General features: G+C 69.8%; 25 protein-coding genes. 13 read left to right on the top strand and 12 right to left on the bottom strand.

Translation table 11 applies throughout. The annotated features are described in order from the left end of the window. Positions 1-85: 85 nt before the first annotated feature. The 7 genes from ABT299_RS02460 to ABT299_RS02430 form a co-directional block, all read right to left on the bottom strand. Complete coding sequence (locus ABT299_RS02460) at positions 86-745, bottom strand: response regulator (RefSeq protein ID WP_387026930.1); 660 nt, start codon at positions 743-745, stop codon at positions 86-88. Further along, the gene (locus tag ABT299_RS02455) at positions 742-1,971 is read right to left on the bottom strand and encodes a sensor histidine kinase (protein ID WP_387026929.1); all 1,230 of its coding nucleotides are present in this window, start codon (positions 1,969-1,971) and stop codon (positions 742-744) included. Before ABT299_RS02455 ends, ABT299_RS02460 begins: the two co-directional genes overlap by 4 nt. Positions 1,972-1,977: 6 nt before the next feature. Then, positions 1,978-2,796: an ABC-2 transporter permease gene (locus ABT299_RS02450; RefSeq protein WP_387026928.1), complete on the bottom strand. Its 819-nt coding sequence runs from the start codon at positions 2,794-2,796 to the stop codon at positions 1,978-1,980. Continuing rightward, on the bottom strand, positions 2,793-3,722 hold the full coding sequence (locus ABT299_RS02445) for an ABC transporter ATP-binding protein (RefSeq protein WP_387026927.1): 930 nt from the start codon (positions 3,720-3,722) through the stop codon (positions 2,793-2,795). The genes ABT299_RS02450 and ABT299_RS02445 overlap by 4 nt, the downstream gene beginning before the upstream one ends. A 207-nt stretch (positions 3,723-3,929) precedes the next feature. After that, positions 3,930-4,559, bottom strand: a complete 630-nt coding sequence (locus ABT299_RS02440; RefSeq protein ID WP_500249516.1) for a NifU family protein — start codon at positions 4,557-4,559, stop codon at positions 3,930-3,932. A 5-nt stretch (positions 4,560-4,564) separates the two neighbouring features. Next, positions 4,565-6,526 (bottom strand): ferrous iron transporter B, encoded by a 1,962-nt coding sequence (gene feoB / locus ABT299_RS02435; protein WP_387026925.1) that lies wholly within the window; start codon positions 6,524-6,526, stop codon positions 4,565-4,567. Then, positions 6,523-6,831, bottom strand: coding sequence for a FeoA family protein (locus ABT299_RS02430; RefSeq protein WP_387026924.1), 309 nt, complete (start codon positions 6,829-6,831; stop codon positions 6,523-6,525). The genes feoB and ABT299_RS02430 overlap by 4 nt, the downstream gene beginning before the upstream one ends. A gap of 612 nt (positions 6,832-7,443) precedes the next feature. On the opposite strand from ABT299_RS02430, the gene ABT299_RS02425 reads away from it, so the two are divergent. After that, complete coding sequence (locus tag ABT299_RS02425; RefSeq protein WP_500249515.1) at positions 7,444-8,565, top strand: YncE family protein; 1,122 nt, start codon at positions 7,444-7,446, stop codon at positions 8,563-8,565. 19 nt (positions 8,566-8,584) lie between these two features. On the opposite strand, the gene ABT299_RS02420 is transcribed toward ABT299_RS02425, so the two are convergent. From ABT299_RS02420 to ABT299_RS02410, 3 genes are all read right to left on the bottom strand, one after another. Beyond that, positions 8,585-9,334 (bottom strand): hypothetical protein, encoded by a 750-nt coding sequence (locus tag ABT299_RS02420; protein WP_387028437.1) that lies wholly within the window; start codon positions 9,332-9,334, stop codon positions 8,585-8,587. A gap of 50 nt (positions 9,335-9,384) precedes the next feature. Continuing rightward, positions 9,385-9,732 (bottom strand): PadR family transcriptional regulator, encoded by a 348-nt coding sequence (locus tag ABT299_RS02415; protein WP_387028436.1) that lies wholly within the window; start codon positions 9,730-9,732, stop codon positions 9,385-9,387. A 132-nt stretch (positions 9,733-9,864) separates the two neighbouring features. Then, complete coding sequence (locus ABT299_RS02410; RefSeq protein ID WP_387028434.1) at positions 9,865-10,650, bottom strand: DUF2817 domain-containing protein; 786 nt, start codon at positions 10,648-10,650, stop codon at positions 9,865-9,867. 203 nt (positions 10,651-10,853) lie between these two features. On the opposite strand from ABT299_RS02410, the gene ABT299_RS02405 reads away from it, so the two are divergent. The 3 genes from ABT299_RS02405 to ABT299_RS02395 all read left to right on the top strand — a co-directional run bounded on the left by ABT299_RS02405 (position 10,854) and on the right by ABT299_RS02395 (position 13,525). Further along, positions 10,854-11,543, top strand: coding sequence for a response regulator transcription factor (locus ABT299_RS02405; RefSeq protein ID WP_500249514.1), 690 nt, complete (start codon positions 10,854-10,856; stop codon positions 11,541-11,543). A gap of 6 nt (positions 11,544-11,549) precedes the next feature. After that, the gene (locus ABT299_RS02400; protein WP_500249513.1) at positions 11,550-12,977 is read left to right on the top strand and encodes a sensor histidine kinase; all 1,428 of its coding nucleotides are present in this window, start codon (positions 11,550-11,552) and stop codon (positions 12,975-12,977) included. Between the two features lie 119 nt (positions 12,978-13,096). Then, a complete protein-coding gene (locus ABT299_RS02395; protein ID WP_387028429.1) occupies positions 13,097-13,525 on the top strand; it encodes a hypothetical protein in 429 nt (142 codons plus the stop codon). Positions 13,526-13,719: 194 nt separating this feature from the next. Here ABT299_RS02395 and ABT299_RS02390 read toward each other — a convergent pair whose 3' ends face one another. After that, positions 13,720-14,634, bottom strand: coding sequence for a phosphotransferase family protein (locus ABT299_RS02390; protein WP_387028427.1), 915 nt, complete (start codon positions 14,632-14,634; stop codon positions 13,720-13,722). Next, the gene (locus tag ABT299_RS02385; RefSeq protein ID WP_387028425.1) at positions 14,627-16,159 is read right to left on the bottom strand and encodes a helix-turn-helix domain-containing protein; all 1,533 of its coding nucleotides are present in this window, start codon (positions 16,157-16,159) and stop codon (positions 14,627-14,629) included. The genes ABT299_RS02390 and ABT299_RS02385 overlap by 8 nt, the downstream gene beginning before the upstream one ends. A 275-nt stretch (positions 16,160-16,434) precedes the next feature. Here ABT299_RS02385 and ABT299_RS02380 point away from each other — a divergent pair, with 275 nt between their 5' ends. The 9 genes from ABT299_RS02380 (at position 16,435) to ABT299_RS02340 (ending at position 24,298) form a co-directional block, all read left to right on the top strand. Further along, positions 16,435-16,977, top strand: a complete 543-nt coding sequence (locus ABT299_RS02380; RefSeq protein ID WP_387028423.1) for an ATP-binding protein — start codon at positions 16,435-16,437, stop codon at positions 16,975-16,977. A gap of 125 nt (positions 16,978-17,102) precedes the next feature. Beyond that, on the top strand, positions 17,103-17,477 hold the full coding sequence (locus tag ABT299_RS02375; protein ID WP_500249512.1) for a hypothetical protein: 375 nt from the start codon (positions 17,103-17,105) through the stop codon (positions 17,475-17,477). Continuing rightward, complete coding sequence (locus tag ABT299_RS02370; RefSeq protein WP_500249511.1) at positions 17,474-17,764, top strand: SUKH-4 family immunity protein; 291 nt, start codon at positions 17,474-17,476, stop codon at positions 17,762-17,764. Before ABT299_RS02375 ends, ABT299_RS02370 begins: the two co-directional genes overlap by 4 nt. 228 nt (positions 17,765-17,992) lie before the next feature. Then, positions 17,993-18,202 (top strand): hypothetical protein, encoded by a 210-nt coding sequence (locus tag ABT299_RS02365; RefSeq protein WP_500249510.1) that lies wholly within the window; start codon positions 17,993-17,995, stop codon positions 18,200-18,202. Further along, positions 18,153-18,722, top strand: coding sequence for a DUF6879 family protein (locus ABT299_RS02360; RefSeq protein WP_500249509.1), 570 nt, complete (start codon positions 18,153-18,155; stop codon positions 18,720-18,722). Before ABT299_RS02365 ends, ABT299_RS02360 begins: the two co-directional genes overlap by 50 nt. Positions 18,723-18,742: 20 nt before the next feature. After that, on the top strand, positions 18,743-19,600 hold the full coding sequence (locus ABT299_RS02355) for a helix-turn-helix domain-containing protein (RefSeq protein WP_500249508.1): 858 nt from the start codon (positions 18,743-18,745) through the stop codon (positions 19,598-19,600). A gap of 124 nt (positions 19,601-19,724) precedes the next feature. Then, a complete protein-coding gene (locus ABT299_RS02350; protein WP_151538273.1) occupies positions 19,725-19,901 on the top strand; it encodes an FxLD family lanthipeptide in 177 nt (58 codons plus the stop codon). A 51-nt stretch (positions 19,902-19,952) separates the two neighbouring features. Beyond that, complete coding sequence (locus tag ABT299_RS02345) at positions 19,953-23,036, top strand: lantibiotic dehydratase (protein WP_387028414.1); 3,084 nt, start codon at positions 19,953-19,955, stop codon at positions 23,034-23,036. Next, the gene (locus ABT299_RS02340; protein ID WP_500249507.1) at positions 23,033-24,298 is read left to right on the top strand and encodes a lanthionine synthetase C family protein; all 1,266 of its coding nucleotides are present in this window, start codon (positions 23,033-23,035) and stop codon (positions 24,296-24,298) included. The genes ABT299_RS02345 and ABT299_RS02340 overlap by 4 nt, the downstream gene beginning before the upstream one ends. Positions 24,299-24,319 lie beyond the last annotated feature (21 nt).

The following is a 24,319-nucleotide window of genomic DNA, read 5'->3' as shown; positions in this document are numbered from 1 at the left end:
GCACATTTTCACAAGGCCGCGGCGATGATTTCAAGGCATGGCGAAGAAAAGTGCACGCCGACTCTTCTCCTATCCAGGGCACGGTTCACGGCGGTCGCAGCAGCCCGGTCTGGTAGGCCAGCACGACCGCCTGGACGCGGTCGCGGAGCCCGAGCTTGGGGAGGATCCGGCTGACGTGCGTCTTCACCGTCGCCTCGGAGAGCCCCAGCTCGTCCGCGATCTCGGCGTTGGACAGCCCCTTGGCCATTTCGATCAGCACCTCGCGCTCCCGGTCGGTGAGCCGGTGGAGGCGCGGGTCGTCGATCGAGCCCGGCCGTGCGCCGGCGTGGCGGGTGAAGGTCTCGATGAGCACCCGGGTCAGCCGGGGGGCGACGACGCCGTCGCCCGCGGCGACCGTGCGGATGCCCGCGATCATCTCGGCGGGCTGGACGTTCTTGAGCAGGAATCCGGCGGCGCCTGCGCGGAGGGCCGCGAAGGCGTACTCGTCCAGGTCGAACGTCGTCAGGATGAGGACGCGCGAGCCGGCGTCGGCGCGGGCGATCCGTTCGGTGGCCTCGATGCCGTCCATGCCCGGCATCCGGACGTCCATCAGCACCACGTCGGGGGACAGCGCGGTCACCTGGGCGACGGCTTCGGCGCCGTCGCCGGCCTCGCCGACGACGGTGATGTCGGGTTGCGTCTCCAGCACCAGCCGGAAGCCCATGCGCAGCAGCGGCTGGTCGTCCACCAGCAGGACGCTGATCATCGAGTGCTCTCCAGATGGGACGGTTCGAAGCGGGCGTGGACGCGCCAGCCGCCGTCGGGGAGAGGCCCGGCCCGCATCAGGCCGCCGTAGACGGCCACGCGCTCACGCATCCCGGCGATGCCGTGCCCGGTCCGCCGTTCCTTGGACGGGTCGCCGGCAGGCGGCCGTCCGTCGTCGATGATCTCGACCTCTACGTCTGTCGCGGTGCATGCGAGCCGTACTCGGGCGCGGGTCCCCGGCGGGGCGTGCTTCCGGACGTTGGTGAGCGACTCCTGGACGAGCCGATAGATGGCGAGTTCGGCTCCGGACGCCATGGCGGGAGGCCGTCCCGTGGTCACGAACTCCACCGGGAGCCCCGCGGCGCGCACCTCGGTGAGCAACGCGTCGAGCTGGCTCAGGCCGGGTTGCGGGCGCCTGGAGTCGGTGGAGAGCGGGGCGTCGCGGCGCAGGACGTCCAGGACGCGCTGCATCTCCGCGATGGCCTGACGTCCGATCTGCGATGCCTTGGAGACCGCGTCGGCGGCCTGTTCCGGTGCTGTCGGAAGGGTGTAGGCGGCCCCGTCGGTCAGCGCGACCATGACCGACAGGCTGTGGGTGACGATGTCGTGCACGTCGCGGGCGATCCTCGCGCGCTCCTCCGCGGCGACGATCTGGGCGCGCTGATCGCGTTCCTTCTCCAGGCGCGCGGCGCGGTCCTCCAGCGACGCCAGGTAGGCGCGGCGGGTGCGCATGTTGAGCCCGATGACGGCGGCGGCCGTCGTCATGCCGGACAGCAGGACGAAGACCTTCAGCAGGTGGCCGCGGGGCGCCCACTGGACGGTGGCCATGGCGACGCCGAGTTCCACGACTCCCGCTGAGACGAGCAGCCGCCGCAGCGTCGAGTGGGCCGCGACCGAGTACAGCGCGATCAGCACGGCGACGTCCCCCGTCGACAGGAGGACGCCGCCGAGCCACTGCACGAGCGCCAGTGCCGCGACCACGCTGAAGGCGGTGAACGGTGCGCGGCGCCGCCAGATCAGCGGCACCAGGAGCGCGATCTGCAGGCCCCACCCGACGAAAGGCTGCTTCGGCGGCTCCCTGAGCATGTGGGGAGCACCGGACAGGAGCACGGCGAGCGCGAACATGCCGTCGGCGGCGGTGGGATACCGGTCGGTGAGCGCACGCAGACGATGGCCGCAGCGTGCGACGAACGCGCCGGGACCGGGCTCGGGCCGAGAACCGCTCATCGAGTGTCAGGCGTCCCTGCGCTTGAGCAGGTACGCGGCCACCGCCATCGCGACGGCGGTGTAAAGGACGAAGACGCCGAATCCCGTCCACGGGGCGAGCGAGCCGGGGTCGGGGGCGTTGGTGAGCAGGTCGCCGCCGGCGTTGCTCGGGAGGTACGGCGTGATGTGCTTGCCCCAGGAGGTGAGATTGAGTACCTCGCCGAGGACCGGGAGCACCAGCAGGATGCCGAACAGCGCGGCGATGGCACCGGCCGTACTGCGGATGATGGTGCCGAGCGCGGTGCCGAGAAGCCCGACTACCGTGAGGTAGAGCCCGACCCCGATGACGATCCGCAGCGCCTGCGGTGAGGACAGCGTGGCCTGGACGTGCCGGGAGGACAGGATCGCCTCGCCGCCGAGGAAGGTCGCGAACGACGCGATCTCCATCAGGATCAGGACGACCACGCTGAACACCGCGGCCTTGGCCCACAGGACGGGGAGCCGGCCGGGGACCGCGGAGAGGGTGGCGCGGATCATGCCGGTGGAGTACTCGCCGGTGATCACCATGACGCCGAGCACGCCGACCGCGAGCTGGGCGATGACGTAGGGCCGGAGCGGCACGGTCACCGCCATCGTCGCGGCGTCGTCGATGGGCCGGCTGTGGTCGCCGAGGCGGCTGGCGAAGCCCCAGCTGAACAGCATGCCGAGGGCCATGGTGGCGACGATCGCGGCGAGCAGCGACCAGAAGGTGGAGCGCAGGGTCCAGAGCTTGATCCACTCGGAGTTCAGGACGCGCCGCACGGTGACTCTGCCGGTCCGTAGGGGGGCCGCGGTGGCGGTGGTCATGCCGCGGACTCCTCGAGGGTTCGGGCGGGGGCCCGGTATTCGACGGACTCGCCGGTCAGCTCCATGAACGCCTCTTCCAGCGAAGCCTGTTGCGGTGAAAGCTCCAGCAGCGTGATCCCGTTGGCGGAGGCCGTCCGGCCGATCTGATCGCTGGTCAGCCCGCTGACGAGCACGGTGCCCTCCTCGGGCTCGGCCACCGTGACGGACGGGCCGGCCAGCAGGTCGCGCAGCCGCGCGGCCTCGGGCGAGCGGACCTTGACCCGGCCGGTGGAGGCGCGCTCGATGAACTCGGTGACGGACGTGTCGGCGATCAGCCTGCCACGCCCGATGACGATGAGATGGTCGGCGGTCAGGGCCATCTCGCTCATCAGATGGGAGGAGACGAAGACCGCGCGTCCTTCGGCGGCCAGGTCCTTCAGCAGGTTGCGGATCCACAGGATGCCCTCGGGGTCCAAGCCGTTGACCGGCTCGTCGAGGATCAGCGTTCGCGGATCGCCCAGCAGTGCCGACGCGATCCCGAGCCGCTGGCCCATCCCGAGGGAGAACCCGCCGGCGCGCTTGCGGGCGACGTCGCGCAGGCCGACCAGGTCGGTGACCTCGTCGACCCGGCTGCGGGGGATGCCGGTGGTCGCGGCGAGCGCGAGCAGATGGTTATGGGCGGTCCGGCCGGTGTGGACGGCCTTGGCCTCCAAGAGGGCGCCGACCTCGTGCAAGGGTGCCGCATGGTCGGCGTAGGGCCGCCCATTGACGGTCACCGAACCGGAAGTGGGCCGGTCCAGCCCGAGGACCATGCGCATCGTCGTCGACTTGCCCGCCCCGTTCGGGCCGAGGAAGCCGGTGACGACGCCAGGGCGGACGGTGAACGACAGATCATCGACCGCCGTCTTGTCGCCATAGCGTTTGGTAAGGCCCTTGGCCTCGATCATGATCGTGTCCTTGGAAGCGTCAGCGGTGTGCTCAGCATGAACGCTAGGGGGCCGGTCCTGGCTCGTTCGTCCCTCGATCGGATGATTCCGGCAGGTCGCAGGGTCCGCCGGCTGATGTATGGCTACATCGCGGGATGGACGCGGCCGCGCGGGGAGCGGAGATCGGTGCCCTTCGGCGAGGTCGTCCATTGAGAGCGCCGTGCCGCGCTACCGATCCTTTTCCGCCGCGTCGTGCCGAGTGCGCCGGCGTACGGGTGCGAGGGGAAGCATACGTCGCCGTGGTCCTGGGGCGGAGGCGGTGCGGACGGCGCGGAACGCCGGGTGGAGCGCCCGTAGCCGGTCCTCCAGGTGGACGGTGAGCGTGGTGCGGGCGGCGGGGCAGCCGTGGCAGGCGCCGTGCAGGGCGACCTCGACGACGCCGCCGTGCACGGCCACGAGATCGATCCGGCCGCCGTGGCCGCGGGCCAGGTCGCCGACCCGGCCGGCGATCAGCTCTTCGGCGGTCGCCCGCAGCGCCTCGTCCCCGCCCGGCTCGACACGGCCACCGGATGCGGGACCGGCCGGGGCGGACCGCCGGTCGGCGAGGCCGGTCAGGGCGGTGTGCAGGGCGGTGCGGATGCGGGGGCCTTCGGTACGCCATTCGCGGCCGGGGGCGAGGCGGGTGACGACTGCGTCGGGTTCGACCCGGACGGCGACGAGGGTCGCGTCGTCGAGCAGGGCCGGCAGAAGGTCCCTCGGGTCCTCGGCCGGTCCGGGTGCGGGCAGGGTCCCGGGCGGGACGTGCCAGCGCAGTTCGTCGGGGTGGTCGGTGCGCTGGGGGTGCAGGGGGATCGTCACGACGCTCACCCGGCCAGCGCGGTGACGGCGGTGTGGGCCAGGAAGGCCATGATCCAGGCGAGCGTGGTCAGGTAGCCGAAGGCGATCAGGGGCCAGCGCCAGGTGCCGGTCTCCCGGCGCAGCACGCCGATGGTGGCCATGCACTGCATGGCGAAGGCGAAGTACACCAGCAGCGCGGCGATCGTGCCGGCGGTGAACAGCGGGCGGCCCTTGTCCCGCCCGTCGTCGCGGGTCAGCGTGCTGAGCGCTCGGGCCGGATGCTCGGGATCGGTGGCGGAGGCGACCTGGCCGAGGGTGGCGACGAACGTCTCCCGGGCGGCCTGGGCCGACAGGACGCCGATGTTGATCCGCCAGTCGAAGCCCAGGGGGGCGAACACCGGCGAGACGGCGCGGCCGAGATGGGCGGCGTAGCTGTGGTCGATGACGTAGGCGGCGACGGCGGCGTCGTCGCCGCGGTCGACCCCTGCCTCAGTGAGGTGCCGGTCGGATGCGGCGGGCAGGTTGAGCAGCAGCCAGAGGATCACGGTGGCGGCCACGATGATGGTGGAGCACTTGCGGAGGAAGGCCCGGGCGGAGTCGGTCATCGCCAGCAGGACGGAGCGCGCGGAGGGCAGCCGGTAGGGCGGCATCTCCATGTGGAAGGGCAGCAGCGGCTGGTTGCGGTTGCCGAGCTTCTTGAACGTCCAGGCCGCCAGCATCGCCGAGACCGCGCCGAGCAGGTACAGCCCGAACATGATCAGGCCCTGGGCGCCGAACGGCCCCCAGTGCGAGTGCGGGTCGACGAGGACGCCGATGAGCAGCACGTACACCGGAATCCGGGCCGAGCAGGTCATCAGCGGGGCGGCCATCATGGTGGCCAGCCGGTCCCGTGCCGAGGGCAGGGTCCGGGTGGCCATGATGCCAGGGATGGCGCAGGCGACCGACGACAGCAGCGCGACGAACGCCCGGCCCTCCAGCCCGGCCTTCGCCATCACCCGGTCCATCAGGAACGCCGCCCGCGACATGTACCCGACGCCTTCCAGCACGGCGATCAGCAGGAACAGCAGCATGATCTGCGGCACGAACGCCAGCACCCCGCCGACGCCGCCGATCACGGCGTCGCCGAGCAGCCCGGCCAGCCAGCCGATCCCGACGTGGGCGTGCACCCACCCCGACAGCCGCCCGAATCCGGTCTCGATCCAGCCCTGCAGTGGGGCGGCCAGGGTGAAGATGGTCTGGAAGAACAGCAGCATGACGGCGAGGAAGACGACCGTGCCGGCGACCGGGTGGAGCAGGACGGCGTCGATCCGCTGCGTCACCTTGTCCCGCGAACCGGAGCGGAATCCCGCGAATGAAAGCACCGAGGACGCCCAGGCGTCCAGTTCTTCGGGGTCGTCCGGGGGAGGGACCGGAGGCGGGTCCCAGGAGCGCCAGTCGGCCAACTGCTCCCGCAGCCGCGCCAGCCCGCCGCCTCGGTGCCCGATCACCGCCAGCGCCGGGATGCCGAGAGCCTGCGCGAGCCGTTCGACGTCCAACGTTCCGCCGCGGCGGCCCAGCTCGTCGGTGAACGTCACCACCGCGCAGGTCGGCAGCCCTCGCGCGAGGACCTGGGCCAGAAAGGGCAGGGAGCGCCGCAGCGTGGTGGCGTCTAGAACGACCAGCACCGCATCGGGCTGGTCCAACCCCTCCCCGGAGCCGTCGAGCACACCGACGGTGATCTGCTCGTCCGGGCTGATCGGGTCCAGGCTGTAGGTGCCCGGCAGGTCTTCCAGCACCACCTGGGTCGCGCCCGCCCGCAGGGTGCCGACGTACCGTGAGACGGTGACCCCGGGGTAGTTGCCTGTTTTCGCGTTCAGGCCGGTGAGACCGTTAAAGACGCTGGTCTTGCCCGCGTTCGGGCTGCCGACCAGGGCGATCCGGGCCTGCCCGCTCAGTACTCCGGCCCCGCCGGTCGGCCCATGGCAGCCGCCACCGTGGTCGTGGCTCATTTCGCCGTCTCGCGGGTGCGGATCCTGGCCGCCTCCGTCCGCCGCAAGCACACCTCGTAGTCCTTCAAACGGTAGATCACCGGATCGCCCAGCGGGGCCCGGCGCACCACTTCCACGACTGTGCCGGGAGTGAACCCCAGCGCACCGAGCCTGCGACCGACCGCGTCGGCCCCGGTGGAGATCACCTCAAGCACCCGGACCCGGCTTCCAGGAGGGACGTCGGCCAGCGGCCGGGCGGGCGGGTTCGCCGGGGTCGGCGAATGCGTGCCGAGGAGCCAGCGGGATGCGACCGCGTCTTGGGACACATGTGCTCCTGCGAGGATCGAGCCAGCGGCTGGGGAGATATGGCCGAATTTAGGCTAACCTAAGCTGACGTTCCCGTCTCTCCTGGGTGGCATCCCGACGCTTCAGGCGGCAGGCAGTGCCGCATGTGGACGCCAGGCGTTCTCCGGCTCCTGCTCGCGATGCCCGCGCTGTTATTGACGAATCTTGCGCCAGCAGTTGACCTTGTCCGATGCGGCCGAATGTAGGCTACGGATCGTGACAAATCGGAGACGTACCGTGTTGACAGGGTGTGACCGGTCTGGCGGGTGCGGGGTTGTGCGGAGCCTGTGGCGGCCGTTCTGGTGACGGTGTAGACGCCAGCCGCGGAGCGGCTCTCTCGGGGACCGGCCCCGCTGTGTCGGCAGAGTCCGTCCGGTCGTGCCCGCAGGAGATCATGCACAGGTCGCGGGCTGCTCGTAGCGTCGCTCTGACGTTTCACGGGTCGGGCGACGCGGTCCTGGCGCAGCGCCTTCTGCGCGAGGTGAACGCGGCAGGCGCGCATGTCACGGCCATGGCGGTGGGGCAGTGGCCGGGTGAGGAGCCGAGCGTGGCGAAGTCGTTCCTTGACGGCGGCCATGAACTGGGCTGAGGGCATGAGGCGCCGATGGGTGATCGTGGCCGCCGCGGGGGTGCTGGCCGCGGCGTGCTCCTCCGAGGGCCCCGCCGGCGGCGCGAGCGAACAGGCGCCCGGGAACGCCGTCGCCAAGGTGCTGAAATCGCCGGTGGACCTGTACGAGCACGACCGGCCCGGCCTGCTCGGCCCGGCGGTCCGCGACCTGCCGGCGCGGGTGTACGTCCCCGACTCCGAGGGCGGCGACGTGATCGTGCTGGACCAGAAGACGTTCAAGCGGATCGGACGGTTCAAGGTCGGCCGCAGGCCGCAGCACGTCGTCCCCTCCTGGGACCTCAAGACGCTGTGGGTCAACGACAACGACTCCAACGACCTCGTCCCGATCGACCCGCGCACCGGCACGCCCGGCAAGCCCGTGAAGGTCGACGACCCCTACAACATGTACTTCACCCCGGACGGCCGCTTCGCGATCATCATGGCGGAGCGGCTCCAGCGCATCGACTTCCGGGACGCCCACACGATGCAGGTGCGCAAACGCGTGAACGTGCCGTGCACCGGCCCCAACCACGCCGACTTCTCGGCGTCGGGCGACTTCTTCCTCACCGCCTGCGAGTTCTCCGGCGACGTCCTGCGCCTCGACACCCGCCGGCAGCAGGTCACGGGCGCCGTCAAACTGGCGGACCACGCGATGCCGCAGGACGTGAAGACGTCCCCGGACGGCAAGACCTTCTACATCGCCGACATGGCCACCAACGGCGTCTGGACGATCGACGCCGCGACCTTCCGCAAGACCGGCTTCATCCCCACCGGCAAGGGCGCGCACGGCCTGTACGTCAGCCGCGACTCCACGACCCTCTACGTCACCAACCGCGGCGAGGGCACCATCTCGCTCATCTCGTTCAAGACCGGCCGGGTCGTGCGCCGCTGGCGGCTGCCCGGCGGCGGCTCACCGGACATGGGCGGTGTCTCGGCGGACGGAAAGGTGCTGTGGCTGTCGGGCCGCTACAACTCCGAGGTCTATGCGATCTCCACCTCCACCGGCCGGCTGATCCGCCGCGTCCGCGTCGGCGACGGACCCCACGGCCTGTGCGTGTATCCCCAGCCGGGTCGCTACTCCCTCGGCCACACCGGCGTCTTCCGCTGATCCGGAGGACATGCGGAGGTTAGAACGAGGTGACTGGTGCGCGGACTTCAGTGTCACCGCGCAGTAGCAGGGCGAGCCCCAGCAGAATCCAGGCTCCTGAGAAGACCAGAGGCAGCGGACCGTTCTCCAGGGCTCGGAAGGTGTCGGGGGCGATGAAGGTGAGTCCGGCCAACCCGCACAGGCCGATCGGTATGGGGGTGAAACTCCATCGGCCCAGGGCGCCGGTACGCACCGCCACAAAGCCCCAGGTCACCATGCCGGCCCCGATGAACGCCAAGCCGAGGTGCTCGCCGTCGTTCAGGAGCCGGCCCCACCGGTTGAAGGGTCCGAGTGCGTCTCCGGCGGTCATGCCGAGCAGGCCCAGCGCCAGGCCGCTGCCTGCCAGCAGGAGGCCGAGCCGTTCCAGGCCGGGCCTTCGGCCGTGAAGAACCGCGAAGAGTCCCGCCGCCCCGGCGGCCATGCCGAGCACGCCGGCGGGGACGGCGATCCGCAGCGGCCCGTGCAACGGCGTCAGCATGCCTGCCATGAAGGCGGCACCTCCGGCGGCCGACGCCAGACCGGACCAGCGGACCAGAGCGGACCGGCTCAGCGGGCGCGAGCGGGAGAGGCGTTCCTGCAGCGCGGTCACGGCCAGGTCGGCGAGGGCCGTCGCGGACAACGCGGCGCGGCCGAGAGGACCGCGAGCCTGGGCCTCTCGCGCCAGGTCGTGAACGAGTTGCGCTATCAGTGGTGCGTACTCGCGCCGATAGTCGGCCGGATACAGCCTCATCAGCGCCCGCAGAGCCCGTGAGCCGCGCGAGGCCGGTTCGGGCGGGGGCGTCATGCGTGCCTCGGACGCATCGGCGGGAGCAGCCCGACGCTTCGGGCGCGATCGATCAGCCGGTCCAAGCGGGCGGCTTCGGCCTGCGCGAGCTGCCGTCCGGTGCCGGTGAGCCGGTAGTAACGGCGGCGCTGATCGTCGGCCGAGTCCGGGTCGGGCCGATCACCCGCCTCGGCGATCAACCCGGCGTCCAGCAATTGTTTGATCGAGCGGTACAGGGTGCCCGGCCCCAGCCGGGGTCCCTGCTCCTCTCCGACTGCTTTCATGATCGCATAGCCGTGCATCTCGCCCTGCGCCAGCGTCAGGAGGATCGAGAACTGAGCGGGGGTCGGCCTCACCCCACCCATGAGTGCCACCTCACTGTATCCATATTGGATACAGTGAGGGTGTTTCTCGGGAAAAGCAATACCGGCGCCGGCGGCGAAGCCGAGGTAGGGCCAAGGGGGCGCGAGGTGGCTGGGCGGTGGACGGCCCTGCGGTCAGGGTCCGGTGATCCGGCGGACGGCGTCGGCGTACCGGCGGACCGCCTGCGCCGAGAGTCGTCCGGCGGGGAGTTCCACCACGAAGGCGCTGTCGCGCACGATGGTGTTCTCCCAGCCGGTGGCGCTGCCTGGATAGTCGGTCAGGGTGCGCACCGGGAGCCCGACGTCGCGGGCGAAGCGCCGCTCGACGTCTTTGGGGCCCTCGGAGCCGTCGACCACGGCCAGGTGCTGGTGGAACCAGATGGCGACGGTCGGCCGGATCCGCCGGACCAGGTCAGCCGCGAATCCCGATTCCGGCTCCGAGAGCGGACCCGCGCCGGAGTAGTGCACTGAGCCGGGCGCGTCCATGCGGCGCCAGCCGGCCGGGAAGTTCCGGTTGAGGTCGACGCCGTGCGCGTTGCCGCGCGTCCGGGCCGCCATGCCGTCCGGATTGAGCACCGGCACCACCCACAGGTCCGCGCCGGACGGCCCCGGCCCGGCGGCCAGGGCCTGCGCCACCGGTATCCCGGCCGGCTCGTCCCCGTGCACGCAGCCCACCACCAGCACCCGCCGCGCGGCATGCGGGTCGCCCACCTCGACCGCCGTGATCGAACGCCCCTGGACGGACTTGCCCAGCGGGACGGTGCGGCGGACCGTCGCCATCGCCGACGCCTCCTGCCGTGCCGCCCCCGGCCGGACCTGACGCCGAGCCGACGACCATCCGGTCTCGCTCGCCGTGCCGCAGGCCGCCAGCAGGACCGGAACGGCGAGGAGGAACGATGCAGGGCCGCACCAGATCGTCATTCGCCGGTCCCTCATGCTCACCCCCAGGTATGCGCGTTTCGCCTGTCTCGGGGGGAAGCACCACTCAACTACCCACTGTCACGGATAGTGATACATAAGACACATAAGGTAAGTACTGGTAACGCACCCGCATTGTGCTGCGGCCCGGCCCGTCAGGGGCCGGTTCACATCGTTCTCACATGCGGCGGTTCTACGTTGGAAGGGTGCGAGTGCTGGTCGTCGAGGACGAGATCCGCACAGCGGCGCTGTTGCAGCGCGGGCTGCGCGAAGAGGGCTACGCCGTCGATGTCGCCGCCAACGGCCCTGACGCGGTGTGGCAGGCGGTGGAGAACCCCTATGACGCGATCGTGTTGGACGTCATGCTGCCGGGGCTCGACGGGTTCGAGGTGTGCCGGCGGCTGCGGGTGCAGGACTGCTGGGCGCCGGTGCTGATGCTGACCGCCCGCGACGCGGTCGGCGACCGGGTCCACGGGCTCGACGCCGGCGCCGACGACTACCTGACCAAGCCGTTCAGCTTCGCGGAGTTGCTGGCGCGGCTGCGGGCACTGGTCCGCCGGGGCGCCAAGGAGCGGCCGGCGCTGCTGACCGTCGGGGACCTGCGGCTGGATCCCTCCAGCCGCAGGGTATGGCGCGGGGAGACCGAAAGGCCGCTCTCCGCCAAGGAGTTCGCGCTGCTGGAGCTGTTCATGCGGTATCCCGGTGACGTGCTGACCCGGACCACGATCTTGGAGCACGTCTGGGACTACGCCTACGACGGAGCGTCCAACGTCGTCGACCAGTACGTGGCGTACCTGCGGCGCAAGATCGACGAACCCGGTGCGGAGTCGCACCTGGAGACCGTGCGCGGCGCGGGCTACCGGCTGCGGCCCCTGGATCCCTCCGAAGGGGGATGACCGGCCGTGCCGCTGCGGTGGCGGTTGGCGCTGCTGTTCACGCTGGGCGCCGTGATCCTGATCGGCGGGGTCGGCCTGCTGTTCCGCCAGCAGCTGGCGACCGGGATGAACTCCTCGCTGGACGACTCGTTGCGCGCCCGCGCCGACGCCCAGGTGACACGCCTGGCCTCCTCGGCTCCAACGCCCCCCGCACCCTCCAGAGAGCATGAAGGCAACGGGCGGGCCGAGACTTCCGACACCGGATCCGACGACGTCACCCAAGTGCTGTCCACCAGCGGGAAAGTACTGGAGAACAGCGGGGACAGCCGGGGGCCGCTGGCCGGCGGCACCCGGCTGCGGGACGCGGCCAAAGGATCCGAGCAGTTCACGGCCGTCATCGAAGGGCAGCGGTACCGGATGCTGGGCGTCCCTGCCCGCAACGGCGACCGCACGGTCGTGGTCGTGGTCGGCGCGAGCACGCAGATCGTGGAAGCGACCGAGGCCTGCACCGGCATGATCTTCCTGACCGCCGGGCCGCCCGCCGCGGCGCTCGTGGGATTCGGCGCCTACCTGCTGGCGGGAGCGGCACTGCGGCCGGTGGAACGGCTGCGGCGGCGCCTCGCCGACATCTCCGAGCACGACATCGACGCCCGGCTGCGCGTGCCAGGCACGCGCGACGAGATCGCGACCCTGGCCACGACCATGAACGCGGTGCTGGACCGGCTGGCCCGCGCGCTGGCCCGCGAGCGCGGCTTCGTCGCCGACGCCGGCCACGAGCTGCGCACACCCCTGACCACCCTCAAAGCAGAACTGGAGCTGGCGCAGCAGCCGGGACGTTCCCGCCAGGCCCTGGCGTCCGCTGTCGACGCCGCGGCGCAGGACACCGACCGGCTCATCCGACTGGCCGAAGACCTGCTGCTCCTCGCCCGCGCCGACGAAGGCCACGCCTTCCTGCGGCCACGGCCGATGGCACCGTACGACGTCCTGGCCGCGGCGGTCCGGTCGGCGTCCGCACGGGCCGCCGCCCATCGCGTCACGCTGCGCTTGAGCGGAGACGAGCACCTGCGCCTGACCGCCGACCCCGACCGCCTGCGGCAGGCCGTCGACAACCTGCTCGACAACGCCCTGCGCTACTCGCCCCCGGGCGGCGTCATCGACGTAGGGCTCGGCCGCCACGGCAGGCACCGGCGGGCCGTCGCGGTGATCGAGGTGCGCGACCACGGACCCGGCTTCCCGCCCGAGTTCCTGCCCGTGGCGTTCGAACGGTTCAGGCGCGCCGACACCGCACGCAGCAGGGCCGACGGCGGCACCGGGCTGGGCCTGGCCATCGTCCGCTCCATCGCCCACGCCCACGGCGGGCGAGCCGTCGCGGACAACCCCCCGGGCGGAGGCGCCCGGGTCCGTCTAGAACTTCCGACAACCCCCGCCCAGGACGGGCCCGCGCACGACGAATGAGGCCCGGGCCTCCCCCGGCCGGCGCACATGTCAACCTTCACATTCCGCGTACACGGTCGTCTCACCTGCGGATTCGCATACTGGGTCACTCCAACAGCCGATCCGTGAAAGGCGGATACATGAAGCTCAACCGGAAGATCGCGGCCACGGCGTTCGGCGTCCTCGCCCTCGGAGCCGCGGGCGCATCGCTCGCAGGCGCGGCCTCCGCGTCCCCCGCGCACGCCAAGTCCCCGGCCATCTCCCGGCAGGCCACGCCCCCCGCCCCCGACCAGGCCGATGACCAAGGCGCCGACGAACAGGGCGCCGACCCGACCACCGGCCCCGACCACGACGGCACCCAGCAGACAGCCCAAAAGGGCGCCGAGAACGAGTCGAACGAGAACGGCTCGGAGAAGGGCACCGAGACCGAGGACGGCAACAAGGCCGACAACGAGACCGGTAACGAAGCCGGCAACGAGGCGAACAAGAACGGCCAGACCGAGAGCGCGCACGACACCGACAGCGCCCACGAGGACGGCCCGAGCGACACCGGTTCCGAGGCGGGGTAACACCGAAAAGTAAAAGGGGAGGTACCCGCGGCCGGTCCACCAGCCGCGGGTGCCTCCGCATGCGCACGGGAGGAGAAGCCGTGACGTGAGTGAAAGGTGATCTCTCTTAACTTGATATTCAACCTCGACGAGGCCTCGCTTGCTGCTGCCAAGTCGCGATCGGAGTGGAAGGTGATGACTGGGGTGCCCGAACGCTAAGGCTTCATGTGCCAGGGGACGGCCGTTGCGTCGGTCTTCAGGGAGCTCAGGCGGTGTTTTAGTTCTTGGCGGGAGAAGGGGTCGCCGGGAGCGTTGCGGATGTGGATGCCGATGGCGTAGACGTCGCGGATCTGCATCAGGGTCTCGTAGCCGGCCCACGTGCGCAGGTCGTAGCCGTAGGCGGCGGCGAAGGTGTCGACGTCGGTTCGGGAGAGGCCGAAGCGGCGCTGGCCGTGGTAGCTGTGGATGAGGTCCCATTCGCGGGGGCCGATGGCGACGCTGTCCCAGTCTCCGAGGACGACATGGCCGTCCTGGTGGCGTAGCAGGTTGTCGATCCAGGCGTCGCCGTGGACGAGCGTGGGCGGGGAGACGAAGGGCAGTGCCCTCCATGCGTCGGTGAGGTGGGTGATGCGGGTGGTCAGCCATGCTTGGTCGGCCGGGGTGAGGACGCCGGGGTGGAGTTGGACGGTTGCGCGGATGCTGGCCAGGGGGTCGGTCAGGGACCGGACGGGGAACGGCGGAGGCGGGCTGTTGTGGAGGTCGCGCAGTAGGTGGCCGAGGTCGGTGGTGCTGACGCCGGTGGCTGAGCTCGGGACGTAGCGCCAGAAAGTGGCGGTGACGCCGTCGACGGCCACGGGCTGCGTGGTGATCCCGTCTGCGGGTTCGACGGTGGGAAAGCCTCGGTCGGCGAGCCAGCGCGTCACGGCGAGGACGGCGGGGAGCCGTTCGGCGGCGTTGGGGGCGGTGGCGATGCGGACGATGATCGGCGCCTGCAGTTTGAAGACCGCATTGCTGCGCAGCCGGAGCAGCTCCGCGCCGGTGGCGTCGAGGCCCACGAGGTCGCACACCTCGGTCAGGGCGGCGTGCGCGCGCCGGCGTAGATCGGTGGCGCCGGTCAGCTGGTTAGGCATGGTGCTGTCTGTCCATGACGGCCGGGGCGGGAGACGCTTCGAGCGCTAGGGCCTCGTCGAGGGTCTTCAGTGCTTTGTCGCGCGGGCGGTCGATGGGGATGACGGCCCGGACGTCGCGGGCCCGGACGAACACGATGCTCGTTCGCTGGTCGCCAGGAAGGTCGAGCAAGGTCTGAGCGGCCAGTTCGCAGGCTTCCTTCTCGCGCTTGCTGCGGGCCAGGCCGGTGGCCTGGTCAAGTCGTATGAGCGTTGGGTCGATACCGGGGCTGTTCATGGGGCAGAGGGCAAGGGCCGATTCGTGGACGTTCTCGGTGTGCTTGAGGCGGGGGAGGTGGGCGTAGGCGCCGCTCATGTACAGGTAGAGGCGCTGCTCGGTGAAGTCGAAGGCGAGCGCCCCGGTATTGCGGGTCTTGATCTTGGCGAAGAGCCGTTGGGCTTGCACGAGAGCGGTGGTGGCGCCTGCCTGGTCTCCCAACCGGGCGAGGGCGCGGGCTTCGGCGGCTGCCGCGAGCGCGGTGGGCGAGCCAGGAGTGGCCCGTCCCAGAGCTTGTGCCTCGCGTGCCAGGTGCACGGTCTCGGCGAGGTCGCCGTAGTAGTAAGGCAGCATCGCTTCCTGGGCTCGGACGAGCGCGCGCAGCTGCGGGTCGCCGGTCTCGTCAGCGGCTGTCTTGGCCGTCCCGTACCAGGCGCGTGCCTGCCGGATGTCGCCGAGTTTCATCAGCGCGTCCGCGCTGAGCAGGGCGAGCGCGGCGGCCACACGGGCCAGCCGGCACTGGATCGGCCCCGGCTGCCGTTGTGCGGTGAGGTTCTGAACGTCGCTGAACTCGAGCATGAGCTGGCACAGCATCGGCAGGGGCGGGGTGGTGAGGTAGTCGCGACGGCATTGCAGGACCATCTCGTCGAGGCGGTCCATCTGGTCTTCGGTGACCGTGCCGGAGGCGAGCGTCCGGTCCATCGCGCGACGGAGCTCTTCGACCTCAGCCAGCAGGCGTCCGCTGGCGGTGGCAGATGGGCCGGCGAGGGCGTTGTGGAACAGCGCTCGGCGGCTCAGGCTCTGGTCGGCTTCGCCTGCAGGCGCGTGCAGTGCGCTGGGGACGAGAACCGGTACGTCCGGTGGCCGGGGCTGTGCCGGTGGGGTTCGCATGGCGGGAACGACCACGACTTCGTTGGGCTCGTCATCGTCGGAGTAGTCGACGGCCAGTCCGAGCCGTACGGGGTTGGCCTTGTAGAGGCGCGCGAGCCGGTCGAGGGTGTCGGGACGGGGGCGGGCACGCCCGTTCTCCCAGGCGTTGAGCAGGTCGATGTTGGCTTGCGGTGGGTCCAGGTTCTCGCGCTCGCAGAGGCCGGCGAGTTCGTCGATGGCGACTCTGGCCGTCCAGCCGCGGGCCAGGCGGTGTGCCTTCAGCAGGCTTACTCCACAGCAGCCATGGATCGCCTGCACCAGCTGCCACGTGCTCCAGGATTCGTGTCCGGCGCGTTCGCGCCACCGCCGGGCGCAGGAAGGGGTGTGCTCTCCTCGGGCCATCCGCTCTCCCAACGATGTTCCACCGAGGTCGGTTGACGCTGTCCGTCCAGCGTAAGCGGCTCCGACAGGGCTCGATGTGAACCTGCCCGCCTTGCGGTGCCTTCTCGTGGGCCGGCCACGGTTTCCGGAGAGCTTTCCGTGGTCGCACCACGGTTTCTGCTGAGTCGCGGACCAACTGCGATTGGCCGAACCATAACCCTGCGTCACTGTGCTGTCACACATGCAGGGTCGGGCCGTCGGTGGTCGAGACCCGTGACCCCATAGGAGGTGCGACCGTGGCGGAGCCCAGCAGATATTGCTTGGACCTGATGGCCGGGCCTGGAGCCGAGTCGCCGATCAGCGAGCAGGCGCGGTCGAGCCATCACCTCGTCGCCCACGCGCTGCCCGACGCGAAGGCCGCGCGCCGGGCCCGGCAGATCGTTCGCGAGGTCCTTCGGGACGCCGGTGTCGATGAGCCGGCCGTCGGTGATGCGGAGCTGGCCGTCGGTGAACTGGCCGCCAACGCCGTCTCCCATGCGGACGGGCCGTACGAGATCCGCTTCGTCGTGGCCGGCGGACGGCCGGTCTGGTGCGAGGTCATCGACAGTGACAGCGATCTGGTCGGTATCCCGGAAGTGTTCGCGAAGCTCCATCAGGACGCCTCTCCCGATGGTCCTGCGCACGCCGACGAGATGCCGCAGGAGAGCGGGCACGGTCTGGCGATCGTGCACCGGCTCGCGGGCGGACGGTGCCGGGCGTACCCGACGATCATCTGCGCGACCGGGCGTCCCGGCAAAGCCGTGGCGTTCGCGCTCCCCGGCGGTGGCCGTTCGTTCTGACCCGTCCACCCCTAGACCCCAGGACCGGCGGTGCGAACCGAGGCTTCCCTCCCGGAGCCTGCCCCCCGTGGGTTCCGCCGCCGGTCCTGGTTTCCCTACTGCGATTGACGGAGGAGTTCTCCTCAGTGAGCACGCCCAATGAGTCGGCTTCCGGCTCGCATCTGCAGCCGTCAGAGCTGCTGCAGGCCCTCGCAGGACCGCTCGTGAAACGTGGCTGGACCTGTTCGCTTGTCGTTCAAGAACGACCGGTGCTTCGGGTCTGGCCGCCTGACACCCATCCAGACCCGCAAAGGATGGCGGAGATCATCGTCTGCGCCGATGCGGGCAAGGCGTACTTCGCCTACCGGCCTACCCCGAACCGCCAGATCGCCCCGGTGAGAGATGCCGATCGCGCTGTTCGGGCGATCGTGCACGTCCACGGCGGCACGGTTTCTCCACCGCCGGAAAACCCACCTGGCCTGATCACGCTCTTCAAAGGCCCGGACGGTGAGCGCCCATGATCGACGCGGCCGAAGCCTGGCGGCGCGCCCGTGCTCGGTGGCCCTGCAGCGATCAGGAGCCGACCCTCATCCACATTCGGGAGTTCGGGGACGGCTTCCTGGCGGTCCCGGTCCAGGTGGTGATGCCTGAGCCGCCTCCTATCCCGACGGCCGAGACCCCTGTCGGCCTTGTCGTCGACAAGGCCAGCGGTGCTGTCACTCGTTGGCCGCTGCTGCCGCTGCCCGTACTGGCTCTTCAGTACCGCCGCTACCTGAACGGGAAGCCGATGACCTTCGACGATGCCTGAAGGGGCTCAACGTCTCGGCGCCGTCCTCGTCGAACCTCCAAGACTCGGCCATCGGAAGAGGCTTCTTGGTCAGCGGCCGACTCGGATGCGGGTTGACGGCGGTTCAGGGGTGGGCGAAGGTCGAGCGGGCGGCGGTCACTCTTGGTCACACTCACGACGCTGGAGGACGTCATGCGGCTAAGTTTCGTTGGTATCACCCCGGACACTCCGAAGAACGAGTGTCCGGCGGTGTACGTCGATGAGGACACCGGAGACGTGTGGTTCCAGGGCGAGCAGGTCACCGACCCGCGGGCCCTGGCCGAGGTCGACGGGCACAGTCCGATCGGCCCGGACGAGGTGGTGGTCAAGCTGCCGCCGGTGATGAAGGACATCATCCTGGAGGCGATTAATGGCACGTACGAGCGGGGAAGGCGCGGGCCAGGCCGACACGGGGAATGACGGGCCGGACGGGACCGTCCCGGAGTCGTTCACGTCGCTGCTGACCGGGTGCCGGCGGTCGGCTGTGCACCTGGAGCAGCGCGACATCTACACGCCGGAGGACCCGGACTATCTGCGCTGGCGGGACGGGGACCCGTTCGACCCGATCGAGTGGGGTCAGGAGTGGATCGACCTGGTGGCGCCGCTGGTCGCTCGCGGGGTGACGGTACGGCGCGTGCGGATTGTCTCCGAGCCGGTCACGGACTACATCGCCTACGAGCACGGGCTTACGCCGATGAACATCGCGGCGGGCGAGCAGGTGAGGTGGCTGCCCCGGCGCCGGGCTTTGGATCTGGCCGTACCGGTGAACGACTACTGGGTGTTCGACGACCGGCTCGTGCAGTTCAACCACTTCGCCGGGAACGGCTCGTCGCTGGGGCCGGAGAATCGGGACGACCCTGCGCTGGTCGCCCTGTGCTCGTCGGCCTTCGAGGCGGTGTGGGAACGGGCGATCCCACATGAGGACTACAAGCCGTCCTGAACTCCGCGAGCGTTGTCGTCGTGCCGAACTCGCCATCATCGTCCGCGCAGGCCGCGCGACAGGCGCTCGCTGACCAGCTCAAGGAGATCCGCACCGAGGCGCGCCTGACAGCCAGGGAACTGGCGGCCGCGGCAGGGTGGGATCGCACGAAGATCTCTCATATCGAGCACGGCCGGCGCTCGCCGTCCGCCCTCGACATCCGGACGTGGTGCCAGGTCTGCGGTGCGGAGGATCAAGCGGAAGACCTGGTGGCGTCCCTGCACGCCGCTGACGGCATGTGGGTCGAGTGGCGGCGCATGGAGCGCGGCGGGCTGAAGCAAGCACAGGAATCGGTGCTTCCCCTCTTCGAGCGCACCCGCGTGTTCCGGACCTATTCGTCGTGGCTGCTGCCGGGGCTGCTGCAGACGGAGGACTACACGCGGGCGGTGCTGCGCGCGGTTCAGCAGCGCCGGGGCCTGGTGGACGACGTCGAGGCCGCTGTGGCGGTCCGGATGGAGCGGCAGCAGATCCTGCGCCGGCCGGGACGCACGTTCGCGTTCTTGGTGGAGGAGTCGGTTCTGCGGACCGGGGTCGGCGGGCCGGACGTGATGCTGCGCCAGCTCGACTATCTGGCGCGGGTGGGTTCGATGCCGTCGGTGTCGTTCGGAATCGTCCCGATGAGAAGCGACCGGGCAACACGGCCTGTCGAGGACTTCTGGATCCATGACGCCGAGGAGGTCAGCGTGGAGCTGGTGTCCGGCTACCTCACCATCACCCACCCGCGTGAGATCGCGATGTACGCGCAGATCTTCACGGCACTGGCCGACGCCGCCGTGTACGGAGTCCGAGCGCGTCGCCTGATCGATGCGGCGCGCCGTGCGGTCGCTGCCCAAAGGTGACCTGTCACATCCAGTCACACTCGTCGACCGGCCCAAGGTTGCCTTCCTAACGTCGCACTGCGCGGGTCCCCCCCGCGCCTCGAAGGGCGGATTTCACCGCCAAGCGACGCCAAGGAGCTTCACGATGGCCCCCAGCATGAACAGCCCGGCCCCGCTGTCCGGCCCCGCGACCGACTCGGACCCGTTCGACCTGGACATCCGCATCATCGAGTCCGGCGACGAGTTCGCCGCGCTCATCAACCTCACCGACGACGGCTGCGGCAGCTCCTGCCCGAGTGCATGCGCCACCAACGTCGGCTGAAGCCTCAGCGGCGACGGCGGAGCGGACGAGAGCGGACAGTGTGAGGGGTTCATGGGATCCGGGGATGGGCGAGCGCTGTACCGGTGCGACGGTCCAGGCCTTGTGCGGGCCGTCCGGCATGTCGAGGTGGCCGTCCCCGACTGGCCTGACCTCACCGACGGCTCGTCCGCTCACGTTCGCGATTGGTGCGCCTGGCTCAGGGAGGTCTGGGCTGTCGAAGCCGTGACCGAGGCCATCGAACACGCCAGCCCCGACCTCGCCCGAGAGGTAGCCGCCGTGTGCAGTGCGAAGGCTCCTTCTGCGCGACGAGTGCGACGTGCCACTTTGTCCGTAGAGCGGTACCTGGTGCGGATGACTGGACGAGCGACGCCCTTCGGGCTCTTCGCCGGTGTGGCGCCGGTGTCGACCGGTCCGCGGCTGTCGGTGCGGTGGGGTGCCGATCACCGGGCCATCGCGCGAGCCAGCGGCCCCTGGCTCGCCGACGTCATTGCCCGGCTCGAGTCGTGCGCGCAACTCGTCGAGCGGTTGCCGGTGATGGCCAACAACCTGTGCCGTCCGCGCGGTGGTCGGCTGATTGCTCCTCAACTGCGAGTGCCTGGCGGTCATCGGAGGGCCGTCTTGAGCGAGGTCTCTGTACGGAACACGGCGGCTGTGCAACTGGTCAGGAGCGTCGCGTCAGGAGCGCCGGTCCTGTATCGCGAGCTGGCCGAGCAGGTATCGGCCGAGTTCCCGGACGCGACCACATCAGCGGTCGACGACCTTCTGTTCGGTCTGATCCAGCAGCGTGTACTGATCAGCGGACTGCACGCCCCGAGCACCGTCAGGAACGCACTCGGCCACCTCGTAGATCAACTCGACGCCGTGGACGCCGCCGGCCTTCCTCAGGCGGCAGACCAGGTGCGCCGGCTGAAAGAGATCAGCCGAGAGCTGGAACGCCACAACTGCACCGCTTCCACCAAGGAGGCGAGAACGGCCCGAACTGCCCTGGCCGAGCGGATGAGCAAACTCAGCGGCTCGCCGCGACCTCTGGAGGTCGATCTACGGCTCGACTGCGAGCTGGCTCTTCCACCCCAGATCGAGCGGGAGGCGGAGGCGGCGGCCTCGGCCCTTGCACGCCTGACCGCGCATCCGTTCGGCACCGAGGCCTGGCAGGGGTATCACGCGCGGTTCTTCGAGCGCTATGGAGTCGGGACGCTGGTGCCGGTTCTGGAGCTGGTGAACCCAGGTGTCGGTCTCGGCTTCCCCGACGGGTACCCGGGATCGCCCGGGGAGCAGCGCTCGCCGTTATCCAGACGAGACGAACGGCTCACGGAACTCGCACAGACTGCGGCCCTGGACGGGCAACGCGAGATTGTTCTCGACGACGCTGCGATCGCCGGGGTCGCCGGCCCGGACGAGACCAGGGCGAGGTGGCCCGCGGATCTGGAGATCTGCTTCCGGATCTTGGCCTCTTCGGAGAACGCCATCGAGCGCGGCGCGCTCGATCTGGAAGTCGCCACGGTCTCGCGAGGCATCGACACCATGGTCGGCCGCTTCGTCGATCTCCTCTGGCCATCGGGACGAGAACCGATGCGCGGCGAGACTGCTGACGAAGCTCTACCTGTCCAGCTGTCATTTGCTCCGCTCAGCTTGCGAGCCGCGGACGTCACCCGCGTCCCTGAACTACTCTCTTCCGTGCTCAGCCTTGGCGAGCACCGGCAGCCGGGACCCACTGATGTGCGGCTGGAGGACCTTGCTGTGGGATGTGATGACGAGCGGCTCTACCTGGCGTCGCTCAGTCGTCGTCGGCGTGTGTCCCTGACGCTGCCGCACGCCTTGGACCTCCGCACCGCAACGCCGCCGCTGGCGCGGTTCCTGCTGGAGGTGGGGCGGGCGCAGAGCGCGGTGGTCACGGGCTTCGACTGGGGCTCGGCTCGCTCCCTTCCCTTCCTGCCGCGGATGCGTCACCGGCGGGCGATCTTGTCACCTGCGCGCTGGACGCTCGATGCCTCCGAATTCGCAGAGGGTGGCGTCTCATGGCGAGAGTCATTTGAGGGTTGGCGTACTCGGCGCCGGCTCCCCAAGCTTGTGGCCCTCGCTGACGGTGACCAACGGTTGCGGCTCGACCTCGACCACGAGGGACACATCCAGTTGCTGCAAGCGCATCAGCAGCGGAGTGGGCGAGTGGTGTTGGAGGAGGCGTTGGGCAGCGAGTCCTTCGGTTGGTTCGGCGGACGTCCCCACGAGATCGTCCTGCCCCTCAGGAGGAGCGGGTCGGCGCCACGGCGATCGATGGCATCTGGCATCGCGGCCTGCGTTTCCACACGCGAAGACGGCTATCTTCCGGGCGCCTCACGGTGGCTCTACGTCAAGTTGTACGGAGACCCGAGCCGGCAGAACGAGATCCTCGCGGAACGCCTTCCCGAGCTGTGGTCGAAATGGGAGGAGGACCCAACCTGGTGGTTCATCCGGTACCGCGCCCCAGAACCACAGCTACGGCTCCGGGGCGCATTGCCCGACGCTCGCGACTTCGGGACGGCCGCGCGTCACGTGAGTAACTGGGCGGCCGACCTCCGAAGGGACGGCCTGGTGCGCGACCTGCAGTTCGCCGCCCACTACCCGGAGCGGGGCCGTTGGGGAGACGGCGACACGATGAGGTCCGCCGAGGCCGTGTTCGCGGCCGACTCTCGAGCTGTATGCGTGCAATTGAGGGAAGCGAGGCAACTGCACCCGCAGGCGCTTGTAGCTGCCCAGTTCGTCGCGATGGCAGCGGCCTTTCACGGCTCTGCCCAGCTGGGCATGAGGTGGTTGATCGAATACGCCAACGCCGAGGAGGTCGTGTCCGCGCCGCGGGACGTCCTGACCGAGTCGGTGCGTCTCGCTGACCCTATGGATTCCTGGTCAGCCCTGCGTGCGGAACCGGGCGGCGAGGCGATCGTCCGGGCGTGGGCGGAACGGGATCATGCTTTGGCGAACTACCGCTCCTTCGTGGCAGACGAACCCAGCATCAGCATGGATTCGGTCGCCTCGTCGCTCTTGCATGCGCATCACATGCGCGCTGTCGGCATAGAACCTGATCACGAGGGCACGTGCCTGCGGTTGGCCCGTGCAGCCGCACTGCGCTGGCAAGCTCGCGCCACGAGGAGCGAGCGGTGAGTCGGCTGCAGCAGGAAGCCCTCCAGGACGTTGTCCTGTCCATGGCCGACCTGATCAGTGAGCGGTTGGAGTCCCCAGAGGTCGTCCGTGGACGTGCGCTGCAGCGCGAATGGTGGCCCCAATCCCTTGCACATGGCGCTGCCGGAGTCGCCCTCCTCCATATCGAGCGGGCCCGTGCCGGTCGAGCGTCCTGGCGGGCTGCTGACGATTGGCTGTCTTGCGTGGCGCGCGATGGTGTCAGCGCGGGGCCGGACAGCCACCTTCACTACGGAGTTCCGGCGATCGCCTTCGCCCTTCACGCTGCCGGAGATCGGTACGCACGGACACTAGATGTCTTGGACCAGCAAGTCGTCCAGCAGACGCTGCGCCGTCTGAAGGTGTCCCGAGCTCGCCTCGATCAGCACGAGCGGCCGGCTCTCGCGGAATTCGACGCCATTCGGGGCCTGTCAGGCTTCGGGAGCTATCTCCTCCAGCGCAAGTCGCATACCGATCTGGTTCGCGACGTCATGAGGTACCTCGTTCGGCTCACCGAGCCAGTCGACGAGTCCGGAGAGATTCTCCCCGGATGGTGGACCGACTCGGGTCCTGGCGGGCGGCCGTCCGGCAACTTTCCCGGCGGGCATGCCAACACCGGCATGGCCCACGGGATCGCCGGGCCGCTCGCACTGCTGTCCTTAGCGATGCGCGACGGCGTCGTCGTGGAGGGCCACGAAGAGGCGATCTCCCGCATATGTGCCTGGCTCGACCGGTGGCGGCAAGACGGTGACTTCGGCCCGTGGTGGCCCTACTGGATCACGCGTCCCCAACTGCGAGGCGAATCCCCGGTCGTTGCCCAGCCATCCCGTCCCTCCTGGTGCTACGGCACCGCTGGCGTCGCGCGTGCCCAGCAGCTCGCGGCCATCGCCATGGGAGATCTCGCACGACAACAGATGGCTGAGAACGCCCTGGTAGGTGCCCTTACTGATCCGCAACAGCAGGAAATGACGACCGACCTTTCGCTATGCCACGGCTACACCGGGCTGGCACTCGTCGCGACGCGCTGCGCCGGCGATGCGGTCACTTCCGGCTTGGGCGACCATCTTCCGCAGCTGATCGAAGCGATCGTCCCGGACGGAACGCCCACCGCCGACGCCCAAGCCAATGGCCTTCTCACCAGTGACTTCGGGCTGCTCGAAGGAGCCGCAGGAGTCGCGCTGGCGCTGTACGCGCTACACAGTGGTCCGCCGGCTTCGGGATGGGACTCATGTCTTTTGATCGCCTGACAACTGCAAGAGAAGGGCTCG

Source organism: Spirillospora sp. NPDC000708, assembly GCF_040299565.1.
GTDB lineage: Bacteria > Actinomycetota > Actinomycetes > Streptosporangiales > Streptosporangiaceae > Spirillospora.
Note: the sequence above shows the minus strand (reverse complement) of the source record. Positions and strands in the feature narration are given on the sequence as shown.

Excerpts from the sequence above, each read along its gene's own strand:
- ABT299_RS02460 (WP_387026930.1), bottom strand. The coding sequence starts at position 745 with ATGATCAGCGTCCTGCTGGTGGACGACCAGCCGCTGCTGCGCATGGGC.
- ABT299_RS02455 (WP_387026929.1), bottom strand. The coding sequence starts at position 1,971 with ATGAGCGGTTCTCGGCCCGAGCCCGGTCCCGGCGCGTTCGTCGCACGC.
- ABT299_RS02450 (WP_387026928.1), bottom strand. The coding sequence starts at position 2,796 with ATGACCACCGCCACCGCGGCCCCCCTACGGACCGGCAGAGTCACCGTG.
- ABT299_RS02445 (WP_387026927.1), bottom strand. The coding sequence starts at position 3,722 with ATGATCGAGGCCAAGGGCCTTACCAAACGCTATGGCGACAAGACGGCG.
- feoB (WP_387026925.1), bottom strand. The coding sequence starts at position 6,526 with ATGAGCCACGACCACGGTGGCGGCTGCCATGGGCCGACCGGCGGGGCC.
- ABT299_RS02425 (WP_500249515.1), top strand. The coding sequence starts at position 7,444 with ATGAGGCGCCGATGGGTGATCGTGGCCGCCGCGGGGGTGCTGGCCGCG.
- ABT299_RS02420 (WP_387028437.1), bottom strand. The coding sequence starts at position 9,334 with ATGAGGCTGTATCCGGCCGACTATCGGCGCGAGTACGCACCACTGATA.
- ABT299_RS02415 (WP_387028436.1), bottom strand. The coding sequence starts at position 9,732 with ATGGGTGGGGTGAGGCCGACCCCCGCTCAGTTCTCGATCCTCCTGACG.
- ABT299_RS02410 (WP_387028434.1), bottom strand. The coding sequence starts at position 10,650 with ATGACGATCTGGTGCGGCCCTGCATCGTTCCTCCTCGCCGTTCCGGTC.
- ABT299_RS02395 (WP_387028429.1), top strand. The coding sequence starts at position 13,097 with ATGAAGCTCAACCGGAAGATCGCGGCCACGGCGTTCGGCGTCCTCGCC.
- ABT299_RS02390 (WP_387028427.1), bottom strand. The coding sequence starts at position 14,634 with ATGCCTAACCAGCTGACCGGCGCCACCGATCTACGCCGGCGCGCGCAC.
- ABT299_RS02385 (WP_387028425.1), bottom strand. The coding sequence starts at position 16,159 with ATGGCCCGAGGAGAGCACACCCCTTCCTGCGCCCGGCGGTGGCGCGAA.
- ABT299_RS02370 (WP_500249511.1), top strand. The coding sequence starts at position 17,474 with ATGATCGACGCGGCCGAAGCCTGGCGGCGCGCCCGTGCTCGGTGGCCC.
- ABT299_RS02360 (WP_500249509.1), top strand. The coding sequence starts at position 18,153 with ATGGCACGTACGAGCGGGGAAGGCGCGGGCCAGGCCGACACGGGGAAT.
- ABT299_RS02350 (WP_151538273.1), top strand. The coding sequence starts at position 19,725 with ATGGCCCCCAGCATGAACAGCCCGGCCCCGCTGTCCGGCCCCGCGACC.
- ABT299_RS02345 (WP_387028414.1), top strand. The coding sequence starts at position 19,953 with ATGGGATCCGGGGATGGGCGAGCGCTGTACCGGTGCGACGGTCCAGGC.